This window comes from Psychrobacter sp. Ps7 (genome assembly GCF_022129225.1).
GTDB lineage: Bacteria > Pseudomonadota > Gammaproteobacteria > Pseudomonadales > Moraxellaceae > Psychrobacter > Psychrobacter immobilis_A.
Genome location: NZ_JADQAH010000041.1, coordinates 1 through 22872, shown reverse-complemented (window position 1 = coordinate 22872; position 22872 = coordinate 1). Strand labels below are relative to the sequence as shown.

The window sequence follows — 22872 nt, the reverse complement described above, 5'->3', positions numbered from 1 at the left end:
TACGAGTACTGGTTCAATGATAGATTTAATGGCAGATTGCTTACAAGGACTGCGCGTCGTTGATTTGACTCGTAATTTACCGGGACCCTTTGCCACACGTTTGCTTGCAGATTTGGGCGCAGAAATCATTAAGATTGAACCGCTTAATGGTGATCCTGCTAGAGCCTTTGGCGAATTGTTTAAAGCATTAAATCACGGTAAAACTACTGAAAGTCATGACTTCAGTGACCCCCAAGGTATTGCTGCTATCAAAGCGCATCTTACAAATGCTGATGTGATGTTGGACAGCTTTCGCCCCGGCGTTCTAGAAGGCATGGGACTAGATGCTACAACGCTGCATGCGATTAACCCAAAGTTAGTCGTGGTATCGATTACTGGTTACGGTTTGGCATCTAGCGATTCGAAAATTGATATTAATCATGACTGGGCTGATAAAGCCGGTCATGATATTAACTTTATGGCGATGAGCGGTGTTTTAGACCAATTAAAGACGGCGGACGGCGAGCAGGCGATGCCTAACGTTCAATTTGCAGATTTGGCAGGCGGCAGTGATACCGCTGTGATTGCACTGCTTGCTGCCGTATTCGCCGCCCAGCGGACGGGCAAAGGTCGTCATGTTGCCGTTAGTATGACGCACAGCTTGTATCAGCATATGGTCATGCCAAAGGCAACGGGAACACTGGTGAAAAGCTTTTCAGGGCAACAACCAGCACCGCATCATGATTTTTTGGGTGGATTATTGCCCTGCTATCGCCTATACAAAACCTCAGACGAGCGCTATATGGCCGTTGGTTCGTTAGAGCTGAAATTCTGGCAAGGGCTGTGTGAAGTATTGGATTTGTCTGCGCTCAAAAACAGCCATTGGCAACTTGGGTTTATGCCAAATACCTCTGAAAGCCAAGCGGCGGCTAAGGTGATAAGCGATAAATTTGCCAGTCAAACACTTGAGCATTGGCAGCAAGTTTTTGCGCTCGCTGATGTCTGTGTCACCCCTGTGCTTAGCCTGAGTGAAGCAAAAGCACATCCCTTATTTGCCCATCAAGATGCGTATGATGCAACGTCAGGATGGCAGCAGGTTCAGTAGCTAGGTTTTTTATGAGAAATGCTTCAAAGCCATTGAGTTTTTCATAAGTTGATTACCAAGGAAGGTAAGTTATGGATCAGTTTTGGACGCAGCATTATCCTAAAGGGATAAATGCACAGATAACGCCGCCACATAATACATTGATTGACCTGTTTGATGACAAATTAACAGAATATGCCAGCCAGAAATTTATCACCAACATGGGTGTTACTTATACTTATGGGCAAGTGGATAGCATGTCATTGGCTATTGCGGCTTGGATTCAAAGTCTGGGTCTAGCAAAGGGTTCGGTCATAGGCATCATGATGCCCAATGTCAACCAGTACCTGCCTATTGTCATAGGGATAATTCGCGCTGGTATGGTCACAACGCTCATCAATCCGCTGTATAGTCCTCGTGAATTGAGACATCAATTGGCTGATTCAGATACTGCTGTATTATTTATATTAGAACCATTTTGCAAAACGTTAGAGAAAATCATCAAAGACACGCCTGTCAAAACCGTGGTCATCAGCAAGATTGGCGATATGTTAGGAGTAGTGAAAGGTGCGTTTGTTAATATCGCTGCCAAATATGTCAAAAAAGCCATTCCCCGTTATCAGCTGAAATCCAATTCTCATTATACCGTGACTCGCTATAAAGCCGTTTTAAAATTCGCCAAAAAATTAAGCTATTCTCGTCCTACCATTCACGCGGACGACTTATTAATGCTGCAATATACTGGCGGTACGACAGGTGTTGCCAAAGGTATTTTGATTACCAATCAAAATGTTGTGACCGCCACTTACCAGTTTGTCGAATGGTTCAAGCCAGTCTATGACGCCATGTCTGATAGTACTCAAATAAATACCATTGTCGCTTTACCGCTGTATCATATTTATGCGTTTATCTGCTCAATAGTTGGGTTGAGTGTGGGTCAGCATCTCACACTGGTTACCAATCCACGTGATATTGAAGGGTTTATCAAGATATTGCGCAAGCGTCCTTTTCATCTATTGCCTGGTGTTAATACTTTGTTCCAAGCCCTGCTGATGAACCCAAAATTTAAGGAGCTGGATTTTTCTGCATGCAAATTAACTGTAGTTGGTGGTATGGCAGCGACCCCTGAAACTGCTAAGCGCTGGCGTGAAGTCACAGGTCTGCCTATCCTCGAAGGCTGGGGTATGTCTGAGACGCTAGGCGTGGGTACCGCCAATCCATTTAATGGCACTGAATATAGTGGCAACGTGGGGTTACCTCTGCCTAGTGTCGATATCAGTATCCGTGATGATGATGAAAATATTCTTGCTATAAATGAAGTTGGTGAGATGTGCATCAAAGGTGACAATGTCATTACTCATTATCATAATATTGACAATACGACGTTTTTTACTGCTGATGGTTACTTAAAGACAGGTGATATTGCATCTATGAACGAGCAGGGTGCTATTAAGATATATGACCGTAAAAAAGACATGATTATCGTCAGTGGTTTCAACGTTTATCCTAACGAAGTAGAAAACATCATTGAGGAGCACCCTAAGGTTGCCGAATGTTCAGTGGTGGGTATCGATGATAAGTTGCAGGGTCAGTCGGTCAAAGCCTATGTTGTAAAATCTGATGATAGCTTAAATGAGGATGATATTAGAGCGCTGTGCCAAGCAAATTTGGCCGCCTATAAATGCCCGCGTCATATCGAATTCATAGACGAGTTACCCAAATCAACTGTCGGAAAAATACTGCGTCACAAGCTGAGAAAATTGGCTCAGGAAGCGTAACAACTATTCAAGAGAAACATTGCATGGCCATTTTACCACTACAGCATGACCATCATCAGTCGCAATAATTAATCACCAATAACCATTATTTATACCGATATTCAATGAGAGTAAAAGCTCTTGATACAATTTACCGCCTCCAATCAATGACGCTCACGGTTAGTTTGTTCCGTCTGAAAATGTAAATGATCGATTCGCCAGCTATTTCTGTAAGGGCTCATTTAGCCATTAGCGATATACTCAATGAAGTATGCAAAAATGACAATACCGCGACCGCTGATAGTGAAAAATGGACGGATGCTGCCTTTAATACGTTTAAATCAGCGTTGGCATCAGCCTATACCAAGGACACGGTAGCAACCTTCGATGGCATGCTAGATTTTTTCAATCAGTTAAAGCAGTCGGGTAGAAAAGTCGTGCTAAATACGGGCTACGATATTCAGACTGCCAATAAAATATTAACTATTTTAGGATGGTCAGTGGGTCGTGATATTGATGCTTTGATTACAGCAGATGATGTGCACAATGGTCGTCCTGCACCAGATATGATTACCCTTGCTATGGACAAGTTTGGGATTGAGCATTCGCAACAGGTATTGAAAGCAGGGGACAGCGGCATCGATATCGAAGAAGGCAAAAATGCCCATTGTGGTCTATGTGTTGGGGTGCTGACTGGTGCTCAAACCCATGTGCAACTGGAAAAATATTCACCAGATATCGTGCTTGAGAAGCTCACGGATCTAGCGGCATTGATCTAGAGTATATCCTCAATTTAATTGAGGCGTCTATATGGGCTAAAAATGGCTAGATTAAGACATTGGGTACTTTAATGGCGCATTTTATAAGGAGAGAAATCATTACATGGTTTCTCTCCTTCTTCTTTTATAGAAGTAACAATAAACATAAGGACAGGCAGGCTTATCGATTTTCGAACAGCATAATATGTGGAATACTTGTCTTAAAACTTTAGCCCGCGCTACTGCTGCTCTAATGCTTTCAGACCTGCTTTGGCGATGTGTACATCTTCGCTGCCATGTGCGCCGCCCACCCCAATACCACCAACTACGATACCATCGATATAAATGGGCACGCCACCATCTAAGATAAGGATGTTTTCATCCAGATAGCGTAGGTCTTCAGGAATCGTGCCGTCTTTGATGCCTTTGGCGATGACCGCCGTTTCTCTTTTTTGTGAGTTTGCGGTATAGGCTTTTTTGTAACTGGCACGCACGGTATGCACGCCTGCGCGGTGATCTCTGAGCACTGCTAAGGTTTGTCCAGAGGCGTCAACGACGGTGACAGATACCATCAAATTGTTGTTTTTGGCTTCTAATGCGGCGGCATTCACCATGTTTTGTGCCATCTCGCCAGTCAATAATGGAATGGTTGCCATCTCTGCTCCTTGGGTTATTACGTTTGGTTTGATCACTTGTACTTGATACTGTGAGTGTGAGGTGTTGGCACACGCGGAGATGGACAACAGTGAAGTTGCAAGCGCGGCATAGATAACGAGTTCTTTCATAATCAGCCCTTTCATAATTAATCCTTGAGGTTGTTTTGAATATTGCATGACGTGACTCAATACGCCTGAATCAAAGCTTAGACAAGTTAATTGCCTGATGATAACTTGCTGGGGCAAACTTGATGGTGACAAACAGCATACCGATAAGGCTGATCAATAGCATCCACCAAACCGCCTTAAAACTGCCAGTCGACTCGCGAAGCACACCTGCGACATAAGGCGCGATGGCGGTAATAATAAAGCCAATGCCTTGGACAAATGCTGCCAGTGCCCCAGCGAGTTTGGGTTTGGACAAATGATCTAACGCGACGGTCAATGTCAATGAAAAGCAAGCACCAAGACCACAGCCAATCAAGGCAATCTACAAGATGAGTAAAGCTGTCGGCATGGTAATCAAACCTATAAATCCAGCAATTTGTATCCCTACGGCAAAAAACAACCAAGGTCGGCGGTCGAGACGATGGGCGGACAACATTGGAATAACCAGCGCACCAATGACCTGAAAAATCGTCATGATACCGATCAGCTCGCCACTACTTTGCGCGCTCCAGCCCAAAGTCTGCGCATAGCTTGGCAACCATGCAATCATACAAGCATATCCAGCGTTTGCCAGACCAAAATAACTTGCCAGCAGCCAAGCACGGCGATTGCCAAAAAAGTTGATTCTTACCCCGTCGTCTCGATTGTCCATCTGCTCAGAGGGTCGCCGCCACCACAGCACGAGGGCAAAAACTGGCACTACCAGCCAGATACCCAAACCGGATTGCCAACTGCCGTAATGTTGAGCGACCACCGGACTCAAGATAGCGGCAACCCCGCCACCAGTCATCAGTGCGGCAGAGTAAACGCCCATAGCAAGTGGTACACGCGCAGGATACCAACGCTTGACCACACCAGGTGCCATTGCTTGCACGATGGCGTTACCCGTGCCGCCTACTAAGGCACTGGCAATTAGCATCCCTCCCGTGTCTAACCACAAACGCCATAAACCCGCGAAGGCAATCGCAAACAGACCACCTGTGATCCACGCGCTTTCACTAAATCGTCGCCCAATCCAAGGCAACAGTAGCGGAAATATACCCATACATAGCATGGGCAGCACCACCAATAAAGAGGCGGCTTGCAAACCCATACCTGTGCTTAGGCGAATTTCTGTTAGCAACGGACCAGTAGAAGTGATCGTTGGGCGCAGCGTCATCGCCAACCCAGCAATCACCAGCATAGGAAACAACAAGGTCAGTATCGACGAACGCGCCGTGGAGGAGATATGATCGGTACTCATGAATAATATAAAATCCGTATTAAGAAAGGCAGTACCAAAAAATCACCGCCTGAGTCGCCAAAAAAGCCGACGTCACTATATGCCGAACGCCGACTTTTTCAATAAGTACTACTTTTACAAACCGCTGATAAAACTGCTGTTTAAAGCGTCATTTAGAAAGGTTTGAACGGTAGGAATTTGCCATCTAAAGTAATCACTGCGCGGTCACCACCTTCAGGGTCAGCTGCTTTTTTGATATCCATTTTGAAATTAATGGCACTGATGATACCATCACCAAATTGCTCATGAACCAAGGCTTTTAGCGTGGTGCCATATACCTGCATCATCTCATAAAAACGGTAAATTGTCGGGTCAGTAGGAATCTCACTACCAACGCTGCCTCGTGATGGAATGCATTGTAGTAACGCGATGGCGTCCTCATCAAGTCCTAAAGTTTCACCAACTTTTTGGGCGGCATCAGCAGGTAGCGGATGCTGACCCAACAAGGCAGCGGTGACAAAGACATCACTCAAGCCTGTGCCTGAAGCGATTTGCTCAAAGGAGAGATTTTTTGCCGCTTTGGCAGCAATGATGGTATCCGTTAATGTTTGGCGTGCGGTGTTGCTTACTTGAGACTGAATCATAATAATACCTTTTAAGATTGTTAGTGGTTATTGGGTTAATGACTCTTGCGAATCATAGGGGTTAATTAGGTTTGTGCTGGTTTATTAATATCGGTGATAACTTGTCATGACACTCTAAACGGCTACTGCAAGTGGCGCTAGCGGATAAGCACGAACCTCAGTGTGTGTTGCCAATGAGACAAATTCATTGGTCACGCCATCTAAGGCATCGATATCACCGGACTCGATATCGTAAACCCAGCCATGTAGTGCCAAACGATTTTCTCTTAGCGCCAAACGTATAGACGGATGGGTTTTGATATTTTCGATTTGGGCGATGACATTTTCACGAACCATAGAGGCGACCCGCTCGCTATCACTGGCATGTTCACGGGCTTCATTGACGACTCGTGCTGAGTCAGCGTAGCGTAGCCAGTTGCCTACCGCTGGCATATGATCCATGCAGGTGCAGTTGGCAATGGCGGTCATTGCGCCGCAGTCTGAGTGCCCGCAAATCACCACATCCGTGACTTTTAAAGCGGTAATAGCATACTCAACTGACGCCGATATACCACCAGGCTCAGGACCATAAGAAGGCACAATGTTGCCCGCATTGCGAATCACAAACAGACCACCGGGTTCGTGTTGAGTAACGAGCTCGGGCACCAAGCGGCTGTCTGAACAAGAAATAAACAGCGTGCGCGGGTTTTGTTTGGTCGCCAAATTTTTGAATAAATCGGCGCGCTTAGGATAGGCGTCACTGTGAAATTTTAGAAAACCCTCAATAATATCTTTCATCGCGTTGGTCTCTGTGTAGTTGATGAAAGGAATGATACGCCGCTATCGTTATAAGGTAAAATACTAGTATGTTATGATATCGATAATAATTACTTATGGGAAAACCTTGATCAATCCCTAATTCACACGAGATGACCCATGATTCTTCGGCATATTAAGTATTTTTTGGCAGTGGCAGAGTACCAAAGCTTTACCCAAGCAGCAGCGTCTTTGTACGTGTCACAGCCAGCGTTATCACAGCAGATTAAACAGTTGGAAGAGGGTCTAGGCGCGACTTTATTTGATCGCTCTGGTCGCCGTGTCACATTGACCGATGCCGGTAATGTCTATGCGCGCTATGCCCATAGAGCCTTGCAGGATTTGGAGGAAGGACGGCGCGCCATTCACGATGTGCAGGATCTCAGTCGCGGTGCGTTGCGGATTGCGATTACGCCTACTTTTACCACGTATTTGCTTGGAGCTTTAATCAAAGCGTTTCATACTCGTTATCCGAGCCTTACGCTAAGCGTGCAGGAGATGTCACAGGAGCAGATGGAAAAGCAAATACTAGATGATGAGTTTGATGTGGGTATTGCTTTTGAAGATGTGCAGTCTGCCGATATCGATACACAAACCTTGCTGATAGAGACGCTCGCACTGGTTGTTAGTAAACATAACCCTCTTGCTAAGCAAGCGGCGATTGACTTGCCAACGCTAAACGCGCAGTCACTGGTATTGCTGAGCCGCGAATTTGCCACGCGCGAACAGATTGAGCATTATTGTCGTCAGCATGACATTGCGCCAAACGTACTGATGGAGGCAAACTCGCTAAGCGCAGTGATTGAAATGGTTCGCCATACTCAACTGACCACCTTATTACCTTCCAACATCGCTCATAATTATGATGAGCTGGTGGCGATTACCTTAGCGCCGTCTTTGCTCCAGCGTACAGCGGTATTACTACAACGAAAAGGTGCGTATCAGAGCGCTGCTACCAATGCATTTGTTGCGTTGGCACATGAGGTCTGTTCGAACACGGTTGAATCCAATGCACTGTTTTTCAAATAGAATAAACTCAAAAAATGAACGGTCACGATGAGATAGGCAAAAGGCCAATGATGCAAACCTTAATTCACTACTTTTTTCACTTCGGCATGCCTTTAATAGTTGCCTATGTGTTTTTTCGCAATGATTATAAAAGGGTTTATCTGATACTGCTCGCCACTATGTTGGTTGATTTGGATCATCTGCTAGCAACGCCTATCTTCTCGCCCAATCGCTGTAGTATTAACTTTCACCCGCTGCACAGTTACTATGAAATGATAGTATATGTGGCTATGTTAGTGCTGCCTAAGCCATATAGAGTCATAGGTTTTGGCTTACTGTTGCATATGCTGACGGATCTGAATGACTGTGTTATGACGTATACCCAAATCCCTCAAGCGTTGGATGATGCGCCAGCTCGTGAGCTGGTCATATGGCTAGCAAATAGGTTTAAGTAGTATTTTTAACTTTCCATCGCATGCTCATTAATTCCGTATTTATTATAGGAACCTTATATTTTCTAAAGAATCGGATTATTTACTGAGGATTTAGTTCTACACTAAGCCTAAATTCAGTATACATACAATAAATATAGACAAAAAAAGCCTCACTTATTAATAAGTGAGGCTTTTTTATTGAGTGGCTAGTTTAGCACTCTATATGGCAATGATTATTTGGCAACCGCTTTAAAATTCGCTACTTGGTTTGCATTGGTAATGGTCAAGACAGGCACGTTATTGGCGTTTTTGCTCATGCTATATTTACCATTTACGGTTGCTAGCGCAGCGCTATCAAAGCTTGCTTGTGGGGCAGGGCAAGCCATTCTTGTGCTTCTTACTGGACCCAATGTTACCTCGCCATTTGCTACCTTATATTCAGCACTCATATTGTTACAAGTATTCATCAAAGTAACGATATTGCTCCCATTCGCCGTCACAAAATCGAGGGTTAATGGTTCGGCTGGATTAAAGAATAATGGAGTAATGGTCTCGCCCTTGGTGTTTTTGGCATCCACGAGTTGCCAATGATAGGCTTGCAAGGCATCCAAGGTAATAGGCTGGGTAACGGGTGCACTTGGCGTAGATGTGGTTTGACAACCTGCTGCCAATGTTCCCACTGCTAAAACGCTTACCATCATTACCTTGGTCATATTTTTCATATAAAGTCCTTTATTGCTTCAATTATTATATAGAGACATTTATCTCAAAATTATTGTGCTCGCTGCCCCAATAACTGACATGAGACGCTAGCAGATGCAGGCATTATTACAAAGTAATGATAGCGATACAAGCGCCAGTAACCATTCAAATACCAAGTTGTTTTTATGTTGATAAATCTTTAGCACGGCTCATTGCTATTAGGCGACCACGTCATTACGTTGAGATAGCAGATGGTTTGCTGGAATAGGAAACACATTGTCATAAATCCAGTTATAAACAAAAGCATGTACCAAGTAAAAAGTAGCCATTGTAATATCCATGAGAAAGGCTTGCCAAAGGCTGATGCCTAAGTGCCACGCAATTATTGGTAGGAATAATAACAGCAAACCACCTTCAAATAAAAACGCGTGCAACATCCGTAGTGGAACCGTCTTATGTACATTGCCACGTAGCTTCAGCATACTGTGGTCAAATAACAGGTTGTAAAAGTAGTTCCACAACGTCGCGATAATCGAAGCAGCCACGGCGATAAGACCTATCGACTGAATATCAAAGCCAAATAACCAGCTTGCCAACGGTACAAATATAATTAAACCTATTATCTCAAAACCCAAAGTATGACGAATACGATCTTTCACGGTGCGCATGAAGCTTCCTAGTTGAATCAGTTATTTTCGCGCCTATTGTATCTGTTAAACTATTATAACCAAGTTAGAACCTATAGGATTTTTAGATAGATGAGCCTTTCATTAGAGCAATTGCAAGCCTTTGTCGCCACGGTAGAGACCGGTTCTTTCTCAGCCGCCGCCCGTTATCTAGGCAAGGCGCAGTCTGCTATTAGCACGGCGGTGTCAAATTTAGAAATTGATTTGGACAACAGCTTATTTGTCCGCAGTGGACGCTATCCAGTCCTAACGCCAGCTGGAGAGCGCTTACTGGTAGAGGCGCGAGTGATACTAGAGCGTTGTGAGCATTTTCGCGGGGTGGCCAAAAGTCTGGGCGAAGGAGTAGAGAGCCGATTGGTACTGGCGGTTGATGAGCTGTATCCCGAAGCAACGTTGGGCGGCTTGATGGAAGAGTTTTCACGCCGATTTCCTAGTGTGGAGCTGGAACTATTGTTTCCGCTGATGGAAGATGTCAGCCGCTTGGTGTTAGAAGATCGCGCCGATTTAGGCATTATGTGGCGTCAAGAGATACTACCTTCAGCGCTGAATTTTCATGGGCTTGGTTGGGTGTCGATGAAAATGGTGTGCGCGCCGAACCATGAGCTAGCTCGTCAGCCAGTGGGATGGGAGGAGTTGAAACGCTATCGGCAATTGATGGTGGCAACACGCAATCATAGCGAAGAAAAAGCACGGTTGCGAATAGCATCTGATGTCTGGTGGGTTGAAAGCCAATGGGTTATCGTTGAGCTGGTACAGCGCAATTTAGGCTGGGCATTCGTGCCTGAACATGTGGTAGCCAGTGCCTTGGATAATGGTTTTTTAGTCGAGCCAATATTGGACTTTAACGATCATGATTGGCCAGTGGCTTTAGAAATTGTATGGCACAAGCAGCGTCCTCTAGGTAAAGCAGCTGCTTGGTTGAAGTCGGCTGCGATTGCGCTAAATAAGTGATATTGAGCAGTCAATAATAGTGAGTTTTAAAGGGTCGTCTATTTATTGCAGGTGCACTATCTATAAAATTTATAGTCTCGCCTATAAGCTTGAGTAGGTTATAAATTTAGACGGTTTTTAATATAAGCGCTTTAGTGGTCAAGTTATACTATGCTTCAATCCAAATTATGTTTTCAACTGAAATATGCGATACAGCTGAGCGACAGCAGTTGTCGCCCGCTTTAATTAGACGCTTTATTTTTCTCAATTTTTATATTATAGTTACTGAGTTAGGACGTAATTCAGTCAGGAAAACAGCAACATAGAGTTAACCCTCGAGGCGCAACGCTTCACCCTATAACTTCGCTATTGCTGTTAACTATCAATACTCTGGCTGGCATTAATCATTATTTTTCTAATCAACTAAACCCAAGCTACTCATAAATCATAGCTGTCATATCAATGATGGCACAGATTTCATATTGTTAAAAATAAGTTTAAATAACTTCTAAAGTCATCATTGACAAATTCACTTTACTTTTTAACGTTGCTCTAAAAGCGGCGGACAAGCTCGGCTGACTTAAATTTGTTCTGAGAATCAAAAAAATTAAAAATACTACAAGCTACTGATATTCAAAATAAATTAAAAAATAAGGACAGTACTATGACAAACACAATTAACACTTTTGAGCAAAAACGTATCGATAATTTAAATTGGTCAAGTGGATCAAAACTGCCTAAATCCATTCAAGATAAGGTACAAACTAAACCAAAGATACCGTTATTTTATCTGCATAATGAGTCTATCAATAACTATGAAGATGATATCTACTTTGTGAATAATAGTGATGAGACATTGAGCTTTGTTGCTCCCTATGAGCTGATGAAGAGAGATTTAGATTATCCTGAGGTAGTGGTTGCTGCCGAACCAAGTGAACGTGACATATCCCTCACTTATACTAATGTATTGCCCAAGCAAGGCGTGAGAATTGATCGTCAACATATCATCTATGATAGTGATTATCTCAATCAGATTATTGTCTATACCATGAGTCGTGCTAGCAAGGAGATGTGGGGAATATGGCGTTTGAATGTGTGTGAAAAAGGCATGTTTTCGTCATCGTACCCATTGCTCTGGGAGGAGGGTATGAAACCCTCACACGTTGTAAGTGCCGATAAACTGAATGATCCCAAAGATCGTCCTATTTTGCCTTGTGTATTGCCCATACGTCAGCAGTTATACCAAGAGTGGGTCAATCATTATGACCACGCGAGTGCAAGATTGATGAGGTCTATCACCGATATGATCTATCGTTATGACTTTGGTATTGTGGGATGTTATTACAATGATACTTGGGATGAGTACAGCAGTGAGGCGGAGCAGATTGCTAATCGTCTGATTCAAGGTGATGCCGATAGCGCAGATGAGGTTCTCGCGATGATGACTAGGGTCTATGACGTGTCATTTGGTGCTGGATATACGAGGATTCCTATGGATGTCGCTGAGCGCATTTATGGTCTATGGTTGAAGCATAAAAGTAATGCTAATAAATAAAAATAAGCCTTAAAAGGAGAGCACTATGATGTTTCCCATTGAAAATAATGACACATTTTTACTATTCTTTCACGGTCTTGATTCGAGTAATGAAACCACTAAATATACTTGTATTAGCCGTGAGCCCAAAACCTGCCAAACCGTCAATTATCGAGATAATTTCAACGAGATTTTCGATATTTATGAGGCGTTAATTTTAGAAAAAATGCGCGAGTATCCTCGAGTCGTCTTGGCAGGGCATTCACTTGGTGGCTGGTTCGCCAATCATTTTGCCTACAAATACAATTTGCGTGCGCTATTAATAGCGCCTTGCATTTATCCCAGTGAGGTTTTAGCAGACCGCATACCAAAAGTGGCTGATATGAAATTGTCATTTCCTACCTCGAATACTGAGATGATAAGAGTCATGGTTGAGGTTGATGATGAATGCTTAGATGTAGCCGTCGCCAGACGCACGCTCGTCAACTTACCTGATAGCTGGGAAGTGGAGTATTTTGAACGTGGTCATCACCGTATCGCCCGTAGCGAAGATATTTGGTATCACTTGGTTCATCTGTGCGAAGACCCCATTGTCTGGATGGATGACGCGACATATCATGGGGAAGATTAAATACCATCAGCCTTGCAGTAAGGCCTTATTAATTACTATTATAAAGAACTAAAAAACTATCGTGGGTTTAACGGTTTGCCAAGTTTTCAATAATCACTTAGCAAACATTGCAACTTCCAGCACGATATAAAACCACTCTGGTAAAGCGCATGAGCCTGTACTCCGACAAGGTTACCCATGCCTGATTTGACTTGCCTATTTGGGCTTATTTTATTTATTGTTGTCGGAGTTCAGGAGTCACTGATGTCTCATATCAATAGCCAAAATCTCACGCCTTCCAAATATACTCATCGTTATACGCCGCGGCATCCTTTGGCAAAAGAGGCGGTTAGCCAAATAGAGAAATGTGAACGACGTTCGCAAGATATTGTCCAAGCCATGGGTTATCCGCCAAAACACATCATATCCGCCTGTGATCGTCTGCGTCATGTATTGTCTAGCGACATACTAGGACTTAATGTGACAGATATTGATAGCTACTTTACTGCTCATGAATTCTTAAAAACACTATTATCCGTGCTTGATATAAAGTACGACACCTTTGCAGAGGATATTGCTCAAATTCAATATGACTTGGCGCATTATCCTTATCCGCTACCGAAATACAGCTTGCAAGCCAAGATTGATTTTAAGTGGAGCGGCGGGGCAAATTGGATGTCGCGCGGCGTGGCTAGCAGTAAGGCTGTTGCGTATTTACCGCAAAATATTGCCAAAATGAATGCGGCAAAGCGTGAGTTGGTGATTCAACAATGTCTGGCTGCGCATTATGCAGAATATAACGGTCACTTGCCGTATAATGGCGTGATTAACGGTTATCAACTTATCATTGAACAGCGTCATGAGATGGTTGATAGCATCGCGTATGATCTACCGCAGTGTGAGTAAGATGTGATACATCACTCATCAATTGGTAGCATTAACATTTAACACAGCATACCCAAATAAAAAGGCCGTCCCAAATGACCGATACTAATCCTTATAACCCGTATAATTTTGCACCTTTACAGTCGACTGGTAGAAACGAGACCGATACTGCCAACACTTATGCGCCTGAAGACATGATTAAAATATATGAGCAGCAGTTTCTTATTCCAGTACCTGAAGAAAAGCTGACCGAGTTTTTACCCGCGCTAAAGAGTTTTTATGATATTGACGATCATACGTTAGATGTCAGTGCCATTATTTTCGACGCAATCGCAGACGCCTCTATCATTTACAACCATAAAATCAAAGTGGGCGACTATCAAATATTAGGTGGATTGATAGAGGAAGCAATTGAATACGATGAAGACAATAAAAACGACAAAGATGCAGAAGACAAAGACATTCAAGCTTATACATTAGACTGCAAGCGTACCTTTTTCATTAATGAGGTAGAAATTCCTTATCATTTTAATCTATTCATTTATGGTGACGGTTATTCTACTTTAACCAAAAAAGAAACCGTGCTAGAAAAAATGTACTGGTTCGTTAGAGGGAGATTTGAAGAGAGTCTATTAGACGACACTGAAGATAATGACAGTTTAGACTCGATCAATGAGCAGCTAGCCAGTTTGGGTATTCGGGAAATGGATTTGACCACCATAGACGAAGTAATAAGCTATGTGGAAGACAGTATCATAGATGATGCCATGGTAGAGGCGCTTAACAAGTTATTAGATGCGGCTGAGTAGGTAGCTATCCGTAAAATTGATGTCAGGACAATACGTTTTAACGTCAATTTTTATAAGAGCCGTTGTAAAAGAATATTTATATAAGATTAGCTGTAAAAGACTATTGATATAAGGCACATTGCTATGCAACAAACACAGAATTCTGTGGATCAAAGACAAGATATTGTAGAACACAGACCCGTATTTATGCCAAGAACCAACAGTGACAATCTGGTAAAAACAGACATGGTTAGGTTTGAGCGGCATGTGGGGTTTGCCAGTCGCCAAAAGAAAAAATCCATCAATGATATGCATCAAGTCATTCGCAAAAAGTATGGGTTTAGTCATGTCCTTGAGCTATCGAGCAAGTCTGGTAATAAATTGAGTTTTCCGCTGAGTCCATTGAGCTTAAAGCTAACGAATGAACAAGATGGGCAGCAGTACAGTGTCGAAAATGCCTTTCAAAGCAGTATGGTTTTTGAGGATGGTGGACCCTATACTGACTTGTTAAGTGCGCCGCCAAGACAAGCCAGAAAGGACGAGCGCTTAATGACCTCGGGCGAACTGATTGGCTATAATTATTTTGGCATGGAGTGGAGCGTAGAGCCATTGACCACATTTTATGATTGGCTCTATGTGAATGCCCTAAAGCAAAACCCGCATTTGCATGAAGAAGTTATGAAATATCAAGCCTTTACGGATCGTGAGTTCAATCCTAAAAAGTCTATCCATTGTGCGGCTTATGCACTGGCAATGTTTGTGGCGCTCAATAAACGCGAGTTGCTCGATAATATTGAAGACCCCGCAGTATTTTTTAATTTATATCATGAATTCAAAATAAATAATACTGAGCAGCTTTTAGAAGCGGGTTGGGTTTGATCGTTAAAGCGGTAATTTATGCAGTAAAAATTATCAAGATAAACTTATGCTAATCAAGTGACTTTATGATATATAAGAATAGCCAAGCTTGTCTTGGCTTTTTCATGCCTAAAAAATCAAGCACCTTAGTCTGGTTAATTTTAGCGTTATATATTTCAACAGAACGCTTATTACTCTTAATTATGTAGATGTGATATAAACTTACGAATACTAGGGCGTGTCCTCATTTTAAAAATGGTGATAAAATTTAGCCATTTTTAACCCATTTAGATAACTATCGATTGAATTGAGGACACGCCCTAAATATGACTATAACTCTAGAAAATTAAACAAAAAAAATCCCCACTTCTTATTTAAGGAGTGGGGATTTTAGTGCTTTTTTAAGCCATATTTGGAGCGGGAAACCCCAACCTTGGCAATGTTAACTGATCGATTTTCATCGGAGTGTGTAATTCTACATTAACCTGTATATATTGATATATAAGGGCTTCGAGATGGTTAATGAATTATAGCTTTAAGGGTGGATTAAGTAAATGTATTTTTTAGTCTGAATATAGTCACCCTAATATTAGGGTATTTTGACCACTTACCCCCTACTCGAGGGATAAGCGAAATCCACTGCAATATTAGTTATATCTTATAACCTGTTTAGTATTTTCCCTAAAAAGCAGTGAGTCTTTCGTTTTTTACCTGCCGTTTCTGATATTGAGTGCATCGAACTATTTTTAATATATAACAGTTATGCAAATATATTCCTTTCTAACTTAGTATCATATGGTTGTATACCTATCGTATTTTCTCATGGAATATTTATCAGACTTCATCATCCACTATCATAAAAAGGTGTACTAAAAACCTCAGCAAGCCAGAAAATGCTTTACCATTTGATGTCTGTTCGTCAGTAATACAAATGCCAAATCTGATAGTGCGAGAGTTGGAAGGTTTGAATATGATTTTTGAGGTCTCTGATTTTTTATCAATAGTTCTATAGATATCATGGACAGTAGCTTTTATACCTTCATTACCTGAAATCATCCACGACTGTGCAGGTAAAAGTCTCACGCTAATCTGTACAAACCTTAGAAACTCCTCTATATCTTTTACTGGAAATGAAAGATAGGCATTATCAATAGTGATTTTTTGTCTAACTGTCTGTAGAAACCATAGGTAGTCCGCATGTTGTTGATCACGTAAGATCCAGACTGATTTTAGTATGACGGGTAGAAGCTCATAGTTTTCTCTACTTTTCATATTTTTTGGTTGTCGTTGATCCGTTGTTTCAATGAAGCGACATTTTCCCTGACTAGTAGTAATCCGGGTTATTTGCTCAGCGCGTTTAGCGAATACTTGGCCATCTTCAAACTTTATAAATGAATGGTTTGACGATAGTCTGATATCGCTGCTTTCCTCTAGCAGCTGTAAGAATTTGATAAGTTGATTAACGCCATAGCGGTGAACCCTATCGTCTGCCATATTAGTAGTGAATACATCACTTTCCTTGAACCGATTAGCAGTATCAATAGTAAGGTTTACTGGAATATCTCGACTTTGATTTAAGGTCAGTTTCTTTGCCAATTTGCGAGTATCGGAGATGGATATCTTATCATTGATAATTGAGACACTATTCGACTTGAGTCTATCTTTACTAATACCAGTAATATTTTTAAAGATAGCGTAATCTAATTGCATTTCTGTATTGGCAATAGCGTATGTAGTCATGAGCATTGCCGAATGAATGTAATACTCAAAGCTACGATTAGGAGATATATGTCCGACTAATCCTGAAATTGCATACCATTTATCTTGAGCATCGTGATCAACTCCTAACAGCCCAGTTTTTATCTTTGCAATATGTTGAGCGCTATAACCAGTCAATGTTTTCGCAAGTTGATTGTCAGCATTCAAAATAAGAGAAAAATTGGTAATTGCTGTATGTCTAAACGCATGAAATGTATAATCTTTAGCTTCTTCGAATAAGCTCAATATTCTTCTCAGTACTGCAAGAGGTTCTGCATCATCAATTGGGTATTTGTCAAATGAGGGACTAAATATATAATCTGTTTTGTTGAGCTCATTCAGTTGTACGTATCGATTAAAAAAATTCAGTTCCTCATCAGATAGTAATGAAAAGGCAGCTACTCGGCGGATACTACCTTGAGTTTTTGTGCTGCGGTAGATATTTGGACGAATAACTAAGGAGGGTTCACCAAGGGTAAATCCTTCAATATCTTCATACCTTAATCCAAGCAACTCTTTCTTCCGCATGCCTGTACGGTATGCTAAAACAAACAACAGTTTGTACATATCCACTTCGAAGGGATCAACAACTTTTGGCATATTCAATATAATTGCTTGATACTCTAGTGGTGAAATCCATTCGCTACGTACCACTCTTTGTGTCTGGGCCTCTTTAATACTTACTTTAGGGAAGTGATAGTGTTCAACCCCTATATCATGTAACCGCTGCAGTAGCTTTGCCGAATATTGGATGTCTCTATTATCACGATAGACAGCTTTGTGCTCTAAAATCTCTTCGTAGCATTCTTCAAAATCCTCACTACTGTAAGTGTTTAGAGGCTGTCCTGATAAGAAATAAAGCCACTCATAAGCTACCGAACTTAAATAGCCCTGAATGGTCTCTTTTTTAGGGCGTGGCTTTGCGTTACATCTAGACAGCACAAACTGAATTAAAATATTTTCAGCAATGTCACGCTCTTCATTTAACATCTTTGTTAAATGATAGTTAATATCATATTCATTATTTTTGAGTTTTTCTTTTTGTTGACGAGTATTGTAGTGACTGTCTAACTGTTTATAAATACGTTTCACGATATCTATCTTACGTACTTCCGCCAACTCAGAATACCTAACGGTATTTTTGCTGACTTTAGATAGAGGTACCTCGATTGATAAAGAGGGTTTGTTAGTTTTATACTCTTTATTTAGTAAGTTGGAAAAATCATCTGTGAGTAGACCTGTGGTTTTACGCTTGCCTTGTGCAACTCCGATTAGAGCTTGATCAACAAAGACATTGGGCATCATTTCCCAGTGATAACTCGCATAACTTAGCAACCATGGTAGAGAAGGGACCTTATTTTTAGGTACTTGTAAGACAATACTGAGGTGGTTTCTAAGCAGTTTTTCAATATCTGTGTTCGTCCTAAACTGATAAGGATCATTAAACTTTCTACATCGGTACAACCAGCATTGGCTGATGACGTCTAGAGAGACTTGCTGAGTAATGTATAAAGAGCTCTTTCTTACATTAGGAGACTCCACCCTTTCATTACCATAATTTTTTGTAGGGTAACGTACAGAAACAATGACATGATGATCATTGAAAGCAGTTAAGACTGGTTGATCTAACAGAGTATTGACTAAAGCAGCCAGTAATTCTTTATCATTAATCCCGCCAAAAGCTATTAGTGAGAATACAAGCGACGCTAAGGACTGATTTTGATCTTTACTTGCCGCCACCCAATCTGCCATCATCGTTTTAGTTATTTTATTAAAAAGCTTGCCATTTTTTACCCAGTTTTCATCAATTGATAGTGGGTTTTCCTTTACTAAAACAGGCTCACTGGGTAAAGGGTAGGCATACTCTGACTGCATATAAAACGTGTTGTAGTAGCTGACAAATTTAGTCAAAACCTCCCAAGCATAGCGAAACTGAGCCATTGAAGTATAAATTTTAGAACAGACTTGATGTATCAGTTTTTTTGCTTGTTTTAAAAAAGCTTCGAAGTGCTGTTCATCAAGTGGGTGTGTCATTAATGCTAACTGAACTAAATAATCAGAATAAGTTACTTCCCATTGCTTTAGTTTAATATCGTCAGTTGGCTTGGGATTCTTTTCTAGGTAGATCTTTTTATATCTCTCTGTTGAAAGGATCTTGTAGTCGTAAAAGATTTTATCTACATTTTTTTGATAGATTAGGTTTTGAAAGTCTTGGAATGCTTGTTTTTGGATATCGTCCCATAGAGTTTGGAAAATACTTAGTAATTCATATTTTTGATAGGTACGTTTTGATACGTCATCTTGGTTTACGCTCAATATGTTTTTATCGCCTTTTCGTTTGGTAAACCCAGCAATAATTTTAGGTGGAAAAACATTTTTATTTACGATTGAAGGGTTAATAGGCTGTTTTGTTACCTCACGAGCCTTACTTTTTTTCTTGTGTTTAGATTTCTGAGTTTGATGCGGCTTTGCTAGTTCTTTAAGCGACTTGTTGCTATCGTCATTTGATTTATTTTTTAATGGTTTCATTTGCTATCACATTCTTAAATTCATTTGTTGTGCGATTTCCTCAAAGGTATCACGCACTTGCCAAATTTGTTGCTTGTTTACTGATGAGAATTGTCCCAATGCTTCTTGTCGGTTTTTTTCATGACCAATCACTGTGTTGATCAATATCATTGAGACGTTAAGTTTTTCAAGTTGGGTACGTAAGAAGTGCCGTGTCCAATAAGAGTCCTCAAAAGGCATGTAGTCTGCTAGCAATTTTGAGATATGACTTCGCTTAATTTGAATAAGTTTATCGTAACTATCTGATAGCATATTCAGTAGGGTTAACTCATCTTGTTCTTGTTTGATCTGATGAATCATTTTATCGACCTTGGCAGTCGCATAAGGCTGATAATCGACAAGAAATAATTGGTACTTTTTTAAAATTGCCAAAAGAGTAGGGCACAACGGGATTAGTCGATGGTTCTTGACAGCCTTATTAGGTTTATCTGCAACTTCATACCAACCCACCTCTAAGTCAATATCTTTAACATTAGTCAGTCCATTATTTGGACGAGTACCAGTCAACAAACAAAACTGGATCCAAACAAGAGCGCTATACCTATTAAAGTGCTCCTCTTTATTAACGCTATCATCAACCCATACCCATAGGTTCTGTAAAAAAGTATTAACGTATTCTAATGTCAGGGCAAATCCAGAGCCTGTAGTAAAATCTGTTCTGGTGCTCGGCTGGCTAATAAAACTATCGTCTAATTGATTATCATAGTTAAGCAGCTCTATCGCTTGACGATAACGATTAATAAGAAAATCGTTACTATGGCTGCTGTAGTAGGTAGAGGGCGCAAGAGATGCTGGTATTCGACAAATCAGATCGGCAATATGTTGATTACTACCCTGAATGTATCTGTGTAAGATGATATGTAAAGCGGTTTCAATCCGTACTATTGATAGATAGGGTAAGTCTACCTCTTCCTTTATAGCCCGAATATAGTCTGAGATATCCTCCTTGCTTGGTAAGTTTCTTTTATCAGAAAGGAGTTTTATTAATCCCGATGGCATAGGTAGACGGATGATACTTTCTTGGTTTTCGTGGATACTTGCATCATACTCCTGCTTACGATCAGTGATTTGTAGCTGATACTGCAAATATGCAGTATCTTCGAAAACGGTGAATAATCCGGAATCTGAAATGAAACCAGTTGTCATTAAAAACTCTACAGGAACCGCTGTCATCATTGATAGGAGTAAGATTAAAGAGGCTTTATTATATTTATAGTCGTATCGATGTGAATCTATCGCTAATCTGCCAAAAACTTGCTTTAAGCCTGCCACAGAAAGCGTTCGGACATTAGAGTTAAGCTCTAATTCTCTCTGACTAATATAGCTATGATGAACGTTTTTTTCTATCCTATGTAACGGTTGCATGTAACGAATTTTCTTATCAGGCAAATCTAAACTGACAATTAGTGGACGTTCTAAAGTATCGATATATTCTTCAATATTTCTAGGTTTTGTTGAGTTTGGTGAATACACTTCATCATCAAAATTTGGTATTGAAGGATATTGATAGTATAAATGTGGAGCTTCGTTTTCAATATCGTATCTACTCAGATTCCAGTAACTATTCTCTACCCAGGTTGAACCGTCTACAAAACTAGCTAACTGTTCGGTAATCTCTCCTTTAAAAGGATCCACATACCTATTTTTCTTTTTGCGCTGGCGAGTGATTTTTTTATTAGGATAGTATGCTTGCTCAAAGCATTTAACAATCGCGTCAAGCTGCTTAAATTTTTTACTGCGGAATTTGATGGTTGCGTCACTTTCATCAATGTTTGTTAGCAGCTCTTTTCGTACTTCTTGTTCGTACGCTACTATTCTCAATTGTTTTACAAAGAATAAATAGATGAAGTCTACTGTATTTGATAACTCTTCTAACTCGTCAAGTTTTGGTAATATCCTCCAAATCCATCGGTTATTCTTAGCCTTAGAAAATACGGGTAATTTGAATCTGTTAATTATATTCGTTAAATGCGTCCTTGCTTTTTTGTGATGTGATAATAACAAATACGTGTGAATGGATATGCATAACCATATTATTTCTTTGTGCTCATCACGGGTTAAGTTAGCTAACAAGAAAAGTGGTTGTAGAATCGGAGGTAATGCATTAAGTGTCTTTTTACTGACTTCTTCTTGAAAAAGCAAATCGTTTTTTATAGCTATCAACTGCTCTATTAAAGGTGGCGATCGTTGTTGAATGCTTAAATTAATTAAAGTGGCAATTTCCTTCAGTGAGTCTATCCAGTTCTCACTGTAGTTATATCCATCTTCAACACTTAAAAAATCAACTTGTTTAATAAGCTCGTTATCCGCCAATAGAACGATTTGATTACCATCATCAGGCATTATATTTCTCGCTCTTTTTTGACTCATTTCGTGCATTGTCGTATGTTTTTTTATGGATGTTCATGTGTCTGCAGAACAGCAGGATAGTATAACTATTGAGATTAAATAAATACTGACACTGTTTGGTGGTCAAAGCTGTTTTCAACTCTTGATGGATATTGTAATAATTTAAATTTTCTTGGTATCGTATGGCTCTATTGAGTATGTTAATTAACTCGTAAAAAATAATTTCTAGCCTATGAAATTCAGGGGACTCGTTGTTGTTAACGTAGATACAATGTACTTGCTTATCTGTAACTTGCTCTATTTGTCTCTTACAAAAGATTGCTAAAATATAGTTATTTAAGAAGATGAAGTTTTTGTCTATGATTGTCACAAATGTAGTAGTTGCTAGTGCTCTTTCGATCTCCATCTCAAGAAAGTCAACTTCTAGTTTTGATAAGATCTCATAAATTAGAATATAAAGTTGCTTAAACTCGTCATGGTAAGTAATGAACTGCTCTGAGATATAACTGAGTGAGTATTGTTTTAATTTCACTTTATAATCCATTATCTGATAATGTTGCAGGAGGCATGCTCAGTAATTAGAGGCAGGGTACAGTTGAAGCAAAGTCTTGTATTTGAAGCAATCAAAGATTTAACGGTTAATGTATAGTCAGTTCACAATAAAATAAATACAGCCCATATCCTGAAATAGCTTAGGCA

At 40.7% G+C, this 22872-nt stretch carries 20 protein-coding genes; 11 read left to right on the top strand and 9 right to left on the bottom strand.

Going from position 1 to position 22872, the window contains the following annotated elements:
- Positions 1-16 precede the first annotated feature (16 nt).
- The 3 genes from I3257_RS12025 (at position 17) to I3257_RS12015 (ending at position 3599) form a co-directional block, all read left to right on the top strand.
- Positions 17-1084, top strand: a complete 1068-nt coding sequence (locus tag I3257_RS12025; RefSeq protein WP_238049899.1) for a CaiB/BaiF CoA-transferase family protein — start codon at positions 17-19, stop codon at positions 1082-1084.
- 71 nt (positions 1085-1155) lie between these two features.
- Positions 1156-2841: an AMP-binding protein gene (locus I3257_RS12020; protein WP_238049893.1), complete on the top strand. Its 1686-nt coding sequence runs from the start codon at positions 1156-1158 to the stop codon at positions 2839-2841.
- A gap of 185 nt (positions 2842-3026) precedes the next feature.
- The gene (locus tag I3257_RS12015) at positions 3027-3599 is read left to right on the top strand and encodes an HAD family hydrolase (protein WP_087816206.1); all 573 of its coding nucleotides are present in this window, start codon (positions 3027-3029) and stop codon (positions 3597-3599) included.
- Between the two features lie 218 nt (positions 3600-3817).
- On the opposite strand, the gene I3257_RS12010 is transcribed toward I3257_RS12015, so the two are convergent.
- From I3257_RS12010 to I3257_RS11990, 5 genes are all read right to left on the bottom strand, one after another.
- Entirely contained in the window at positions 3818-4378 is a 561-nt protein-coding gene (locus tag I3257_RS12010) for a heme-binding protein (protein WP_228244495.1), read from the bottom strand.
- Between the two features lie 55 nt (positions 4379-4433).
- Positions 4434-4685, bottom strand: a complete 252-nt coding sequence (locus I3257_RS12005; RefSeq protein ID WP_238049892.1) for a hypothetical protein — start codon at positions 4683-4685, stop codon at positions 4434-4436.
- 39 nt (positions 4686-4724) lie between these two features.
- Entirely contained in the window at positions 4725-5645 is a 921-nt protein-coding gene (locus I3257_RS12000; protein ID WP_238049891.1) for a CynX/NimT family MFS transporter, read from the bottom strand.
- Positions 5646-5797: 152 nt separating this feature from the next.
- Entirely contained in the window at positions 5798-6268 is a 471-nt protein-coding gene (gene cynS, locus I3257_RS11995; RefSeq protein ID WP_238049890.1) for a cyanase, read from the bottom strand.
- Positions 6269-6382: 114 nt separating this feature from the next.
- Entirely contained in the window at positions 6383-7045 is a 663-nt protein-coding gene (locus I3257_RS11990; RefSeq protein WP_238049889.1) for a carbonic anhydrase, read from the bottom strand.
- 138 nt (positions 7046-7183) lie between these two features.
- Here I3257_RS11990 and cynR point away from each other — a divergent pair, with 138 nt between their 5' ends.
- Both cynR and I3257_RS11980 read left to right on the top strand, forming a co-directional pair.
- Positions 7184-8092: a transcriptional regulator CynR gene (gene cynR / locus I3257_RS11985; protein ID WP_238049888.1), complete on the top strand. Its 909-nt coding sequence runs from the start codon at positions 7184-7186 to the stop codon at positions 8090-8092.
- 47 nt (positions 8093-8139) lie between these two features.
- Positions 8140-8526, top strand: coding sequence for a DUF6122 family protein (locus I3257_RS11980; protein WP_238049887.1), 387 nt, complete (start codon positions 8140-8142; stop codon positions 8524-8526).
- 212 nt (positions 8527-8738) lie between these two features.
- Here the strand turns inward: I3257_RS11980 and I3257_RS11975 are convergent, their stop codons facing one another.
- On the bottom strand, positions 8739-9227 hold the full coding sequence (locus I3257_RS11975) for an META domain-containing protein (RefSeq protein WP_087816197.1): 489 nt from the start codon (positions 9225-9227) through the stop codon (positions 8739-8741).
- Between the two features lie 198 nt (positions 9228-9425).
- On the bottom strand, positions 9426-9875 hold the full coding sequence (locus I3257_RS11970; RefSeq protein WP_045445595.1) for a PACE efflux transporter: 450 nt from the start codon (positions 9873-9875) through the stop codon (positions 9426-9428).
- A 90-nt stretch (positions 9876-9965) separates the two neighbouring features.
- On the opposite strand from I3257_RS11970, the gene I3257_RS11965 reads away from it, so the two are divergent.
- The 6 genes from I3257_RS11965 (at position 9966) to I3257_RS11940 (ending at position 15519) form a co-directional block, all read left to right on the top strand.
- On the top strand, positions 9966-10844 hold the full coding sequence (locus tag I3257_RS11965; RefSeq protein ID WP_087816195.1) for a LysR family transcriptional regulator: 879 nt from the start codon (positions 9966-9968) through the stop codon (positions 10842-10844).
- 643 nt (positions 10845-11487) lie between these two features.
- Positions 11488-12378, top strand: a complete 891-nt coding sequence (locus tag I3257_RS11960; protein WP_238049886.1) for a hypothetical protein — start codon at positions 11488-11490, stop codon at positions 12376-12378.
- A gap of 25 nt (positions 12379-12403) precedes the next feature.
- On the top strand, positions 12404-12988 hold the full coding sequence (locus I3257_RS11955; RefSeq protein ID WP_238049885.1) for an alpha/beta hydrolase: 585 nt from the start codon (positions 12404-12406) through the stop codon (positions 12986-12988).
- A 243-nt stretch (positions 12989-13231) separates the two neighbouring features.
- Positions 13232-13873: a hypothetical protein gene (locus I3257_RS11950; protein ID WP_238049884.1), complete on the top strand. Its 642-nt coding sequence runs from the start codon at positions 13232-13234 to the stop codon at positions 13871-13873.
- Positions 13874-13947: 74 nt separating this feature from the next.
- Positions 13948-14661, top strand: a complete 714-nt coding sequence (locus tag I3257_RS11945; RefSeq protein WP_238049883.1) for a hypothetical protein — start codon at positions 13948-13950, stop codon at positions 14659-14661.
- A gap of 144 nt (positions 14662-14805) precedes the next feature.
- Complete coding sequence (locus I3257_RS11940) at positions 14806-15519, top strand: hypothetical protein (RefSeq protein WP_238049898.1); 714 nt, start codon at positions 14806-14808, stop codon at positions 15517-15519.
- 813 nt (positions 15520-16332) lie between these two features.
- On the opposite strand, the gene I3257_RS11935 is transcribed toward I3257_RS11940, so the two are convergent.
- Together I3257_RS11935 and I3257_RS11930 are read right to left on the bottom strand one after the other, a co-directional pair.
- Positions 16333-19785, bottom strand: coding sequence for a site-specific integrase (locus I3257_RS11935; RefSeq protein ID WP_238049882.1), 3453 nt, complete (start codon positions 19783-19785; stop codon positions 16333-16335).
- A gap of 6 nt (positions 19786-19791) precedes the next feature.
- Positions 19792-22167: a hypothetical protein gene (locus I3257_RS11930; RefSeq protein WP_238049881.1), complete on the bottom strand. Its 2376-nt coding sequence runs from the start codon at positions 22165-22167 to the stop codon at positions 19792-19794.
- Positions 22168-22872 lie beyond the last annotated feature (705 nt).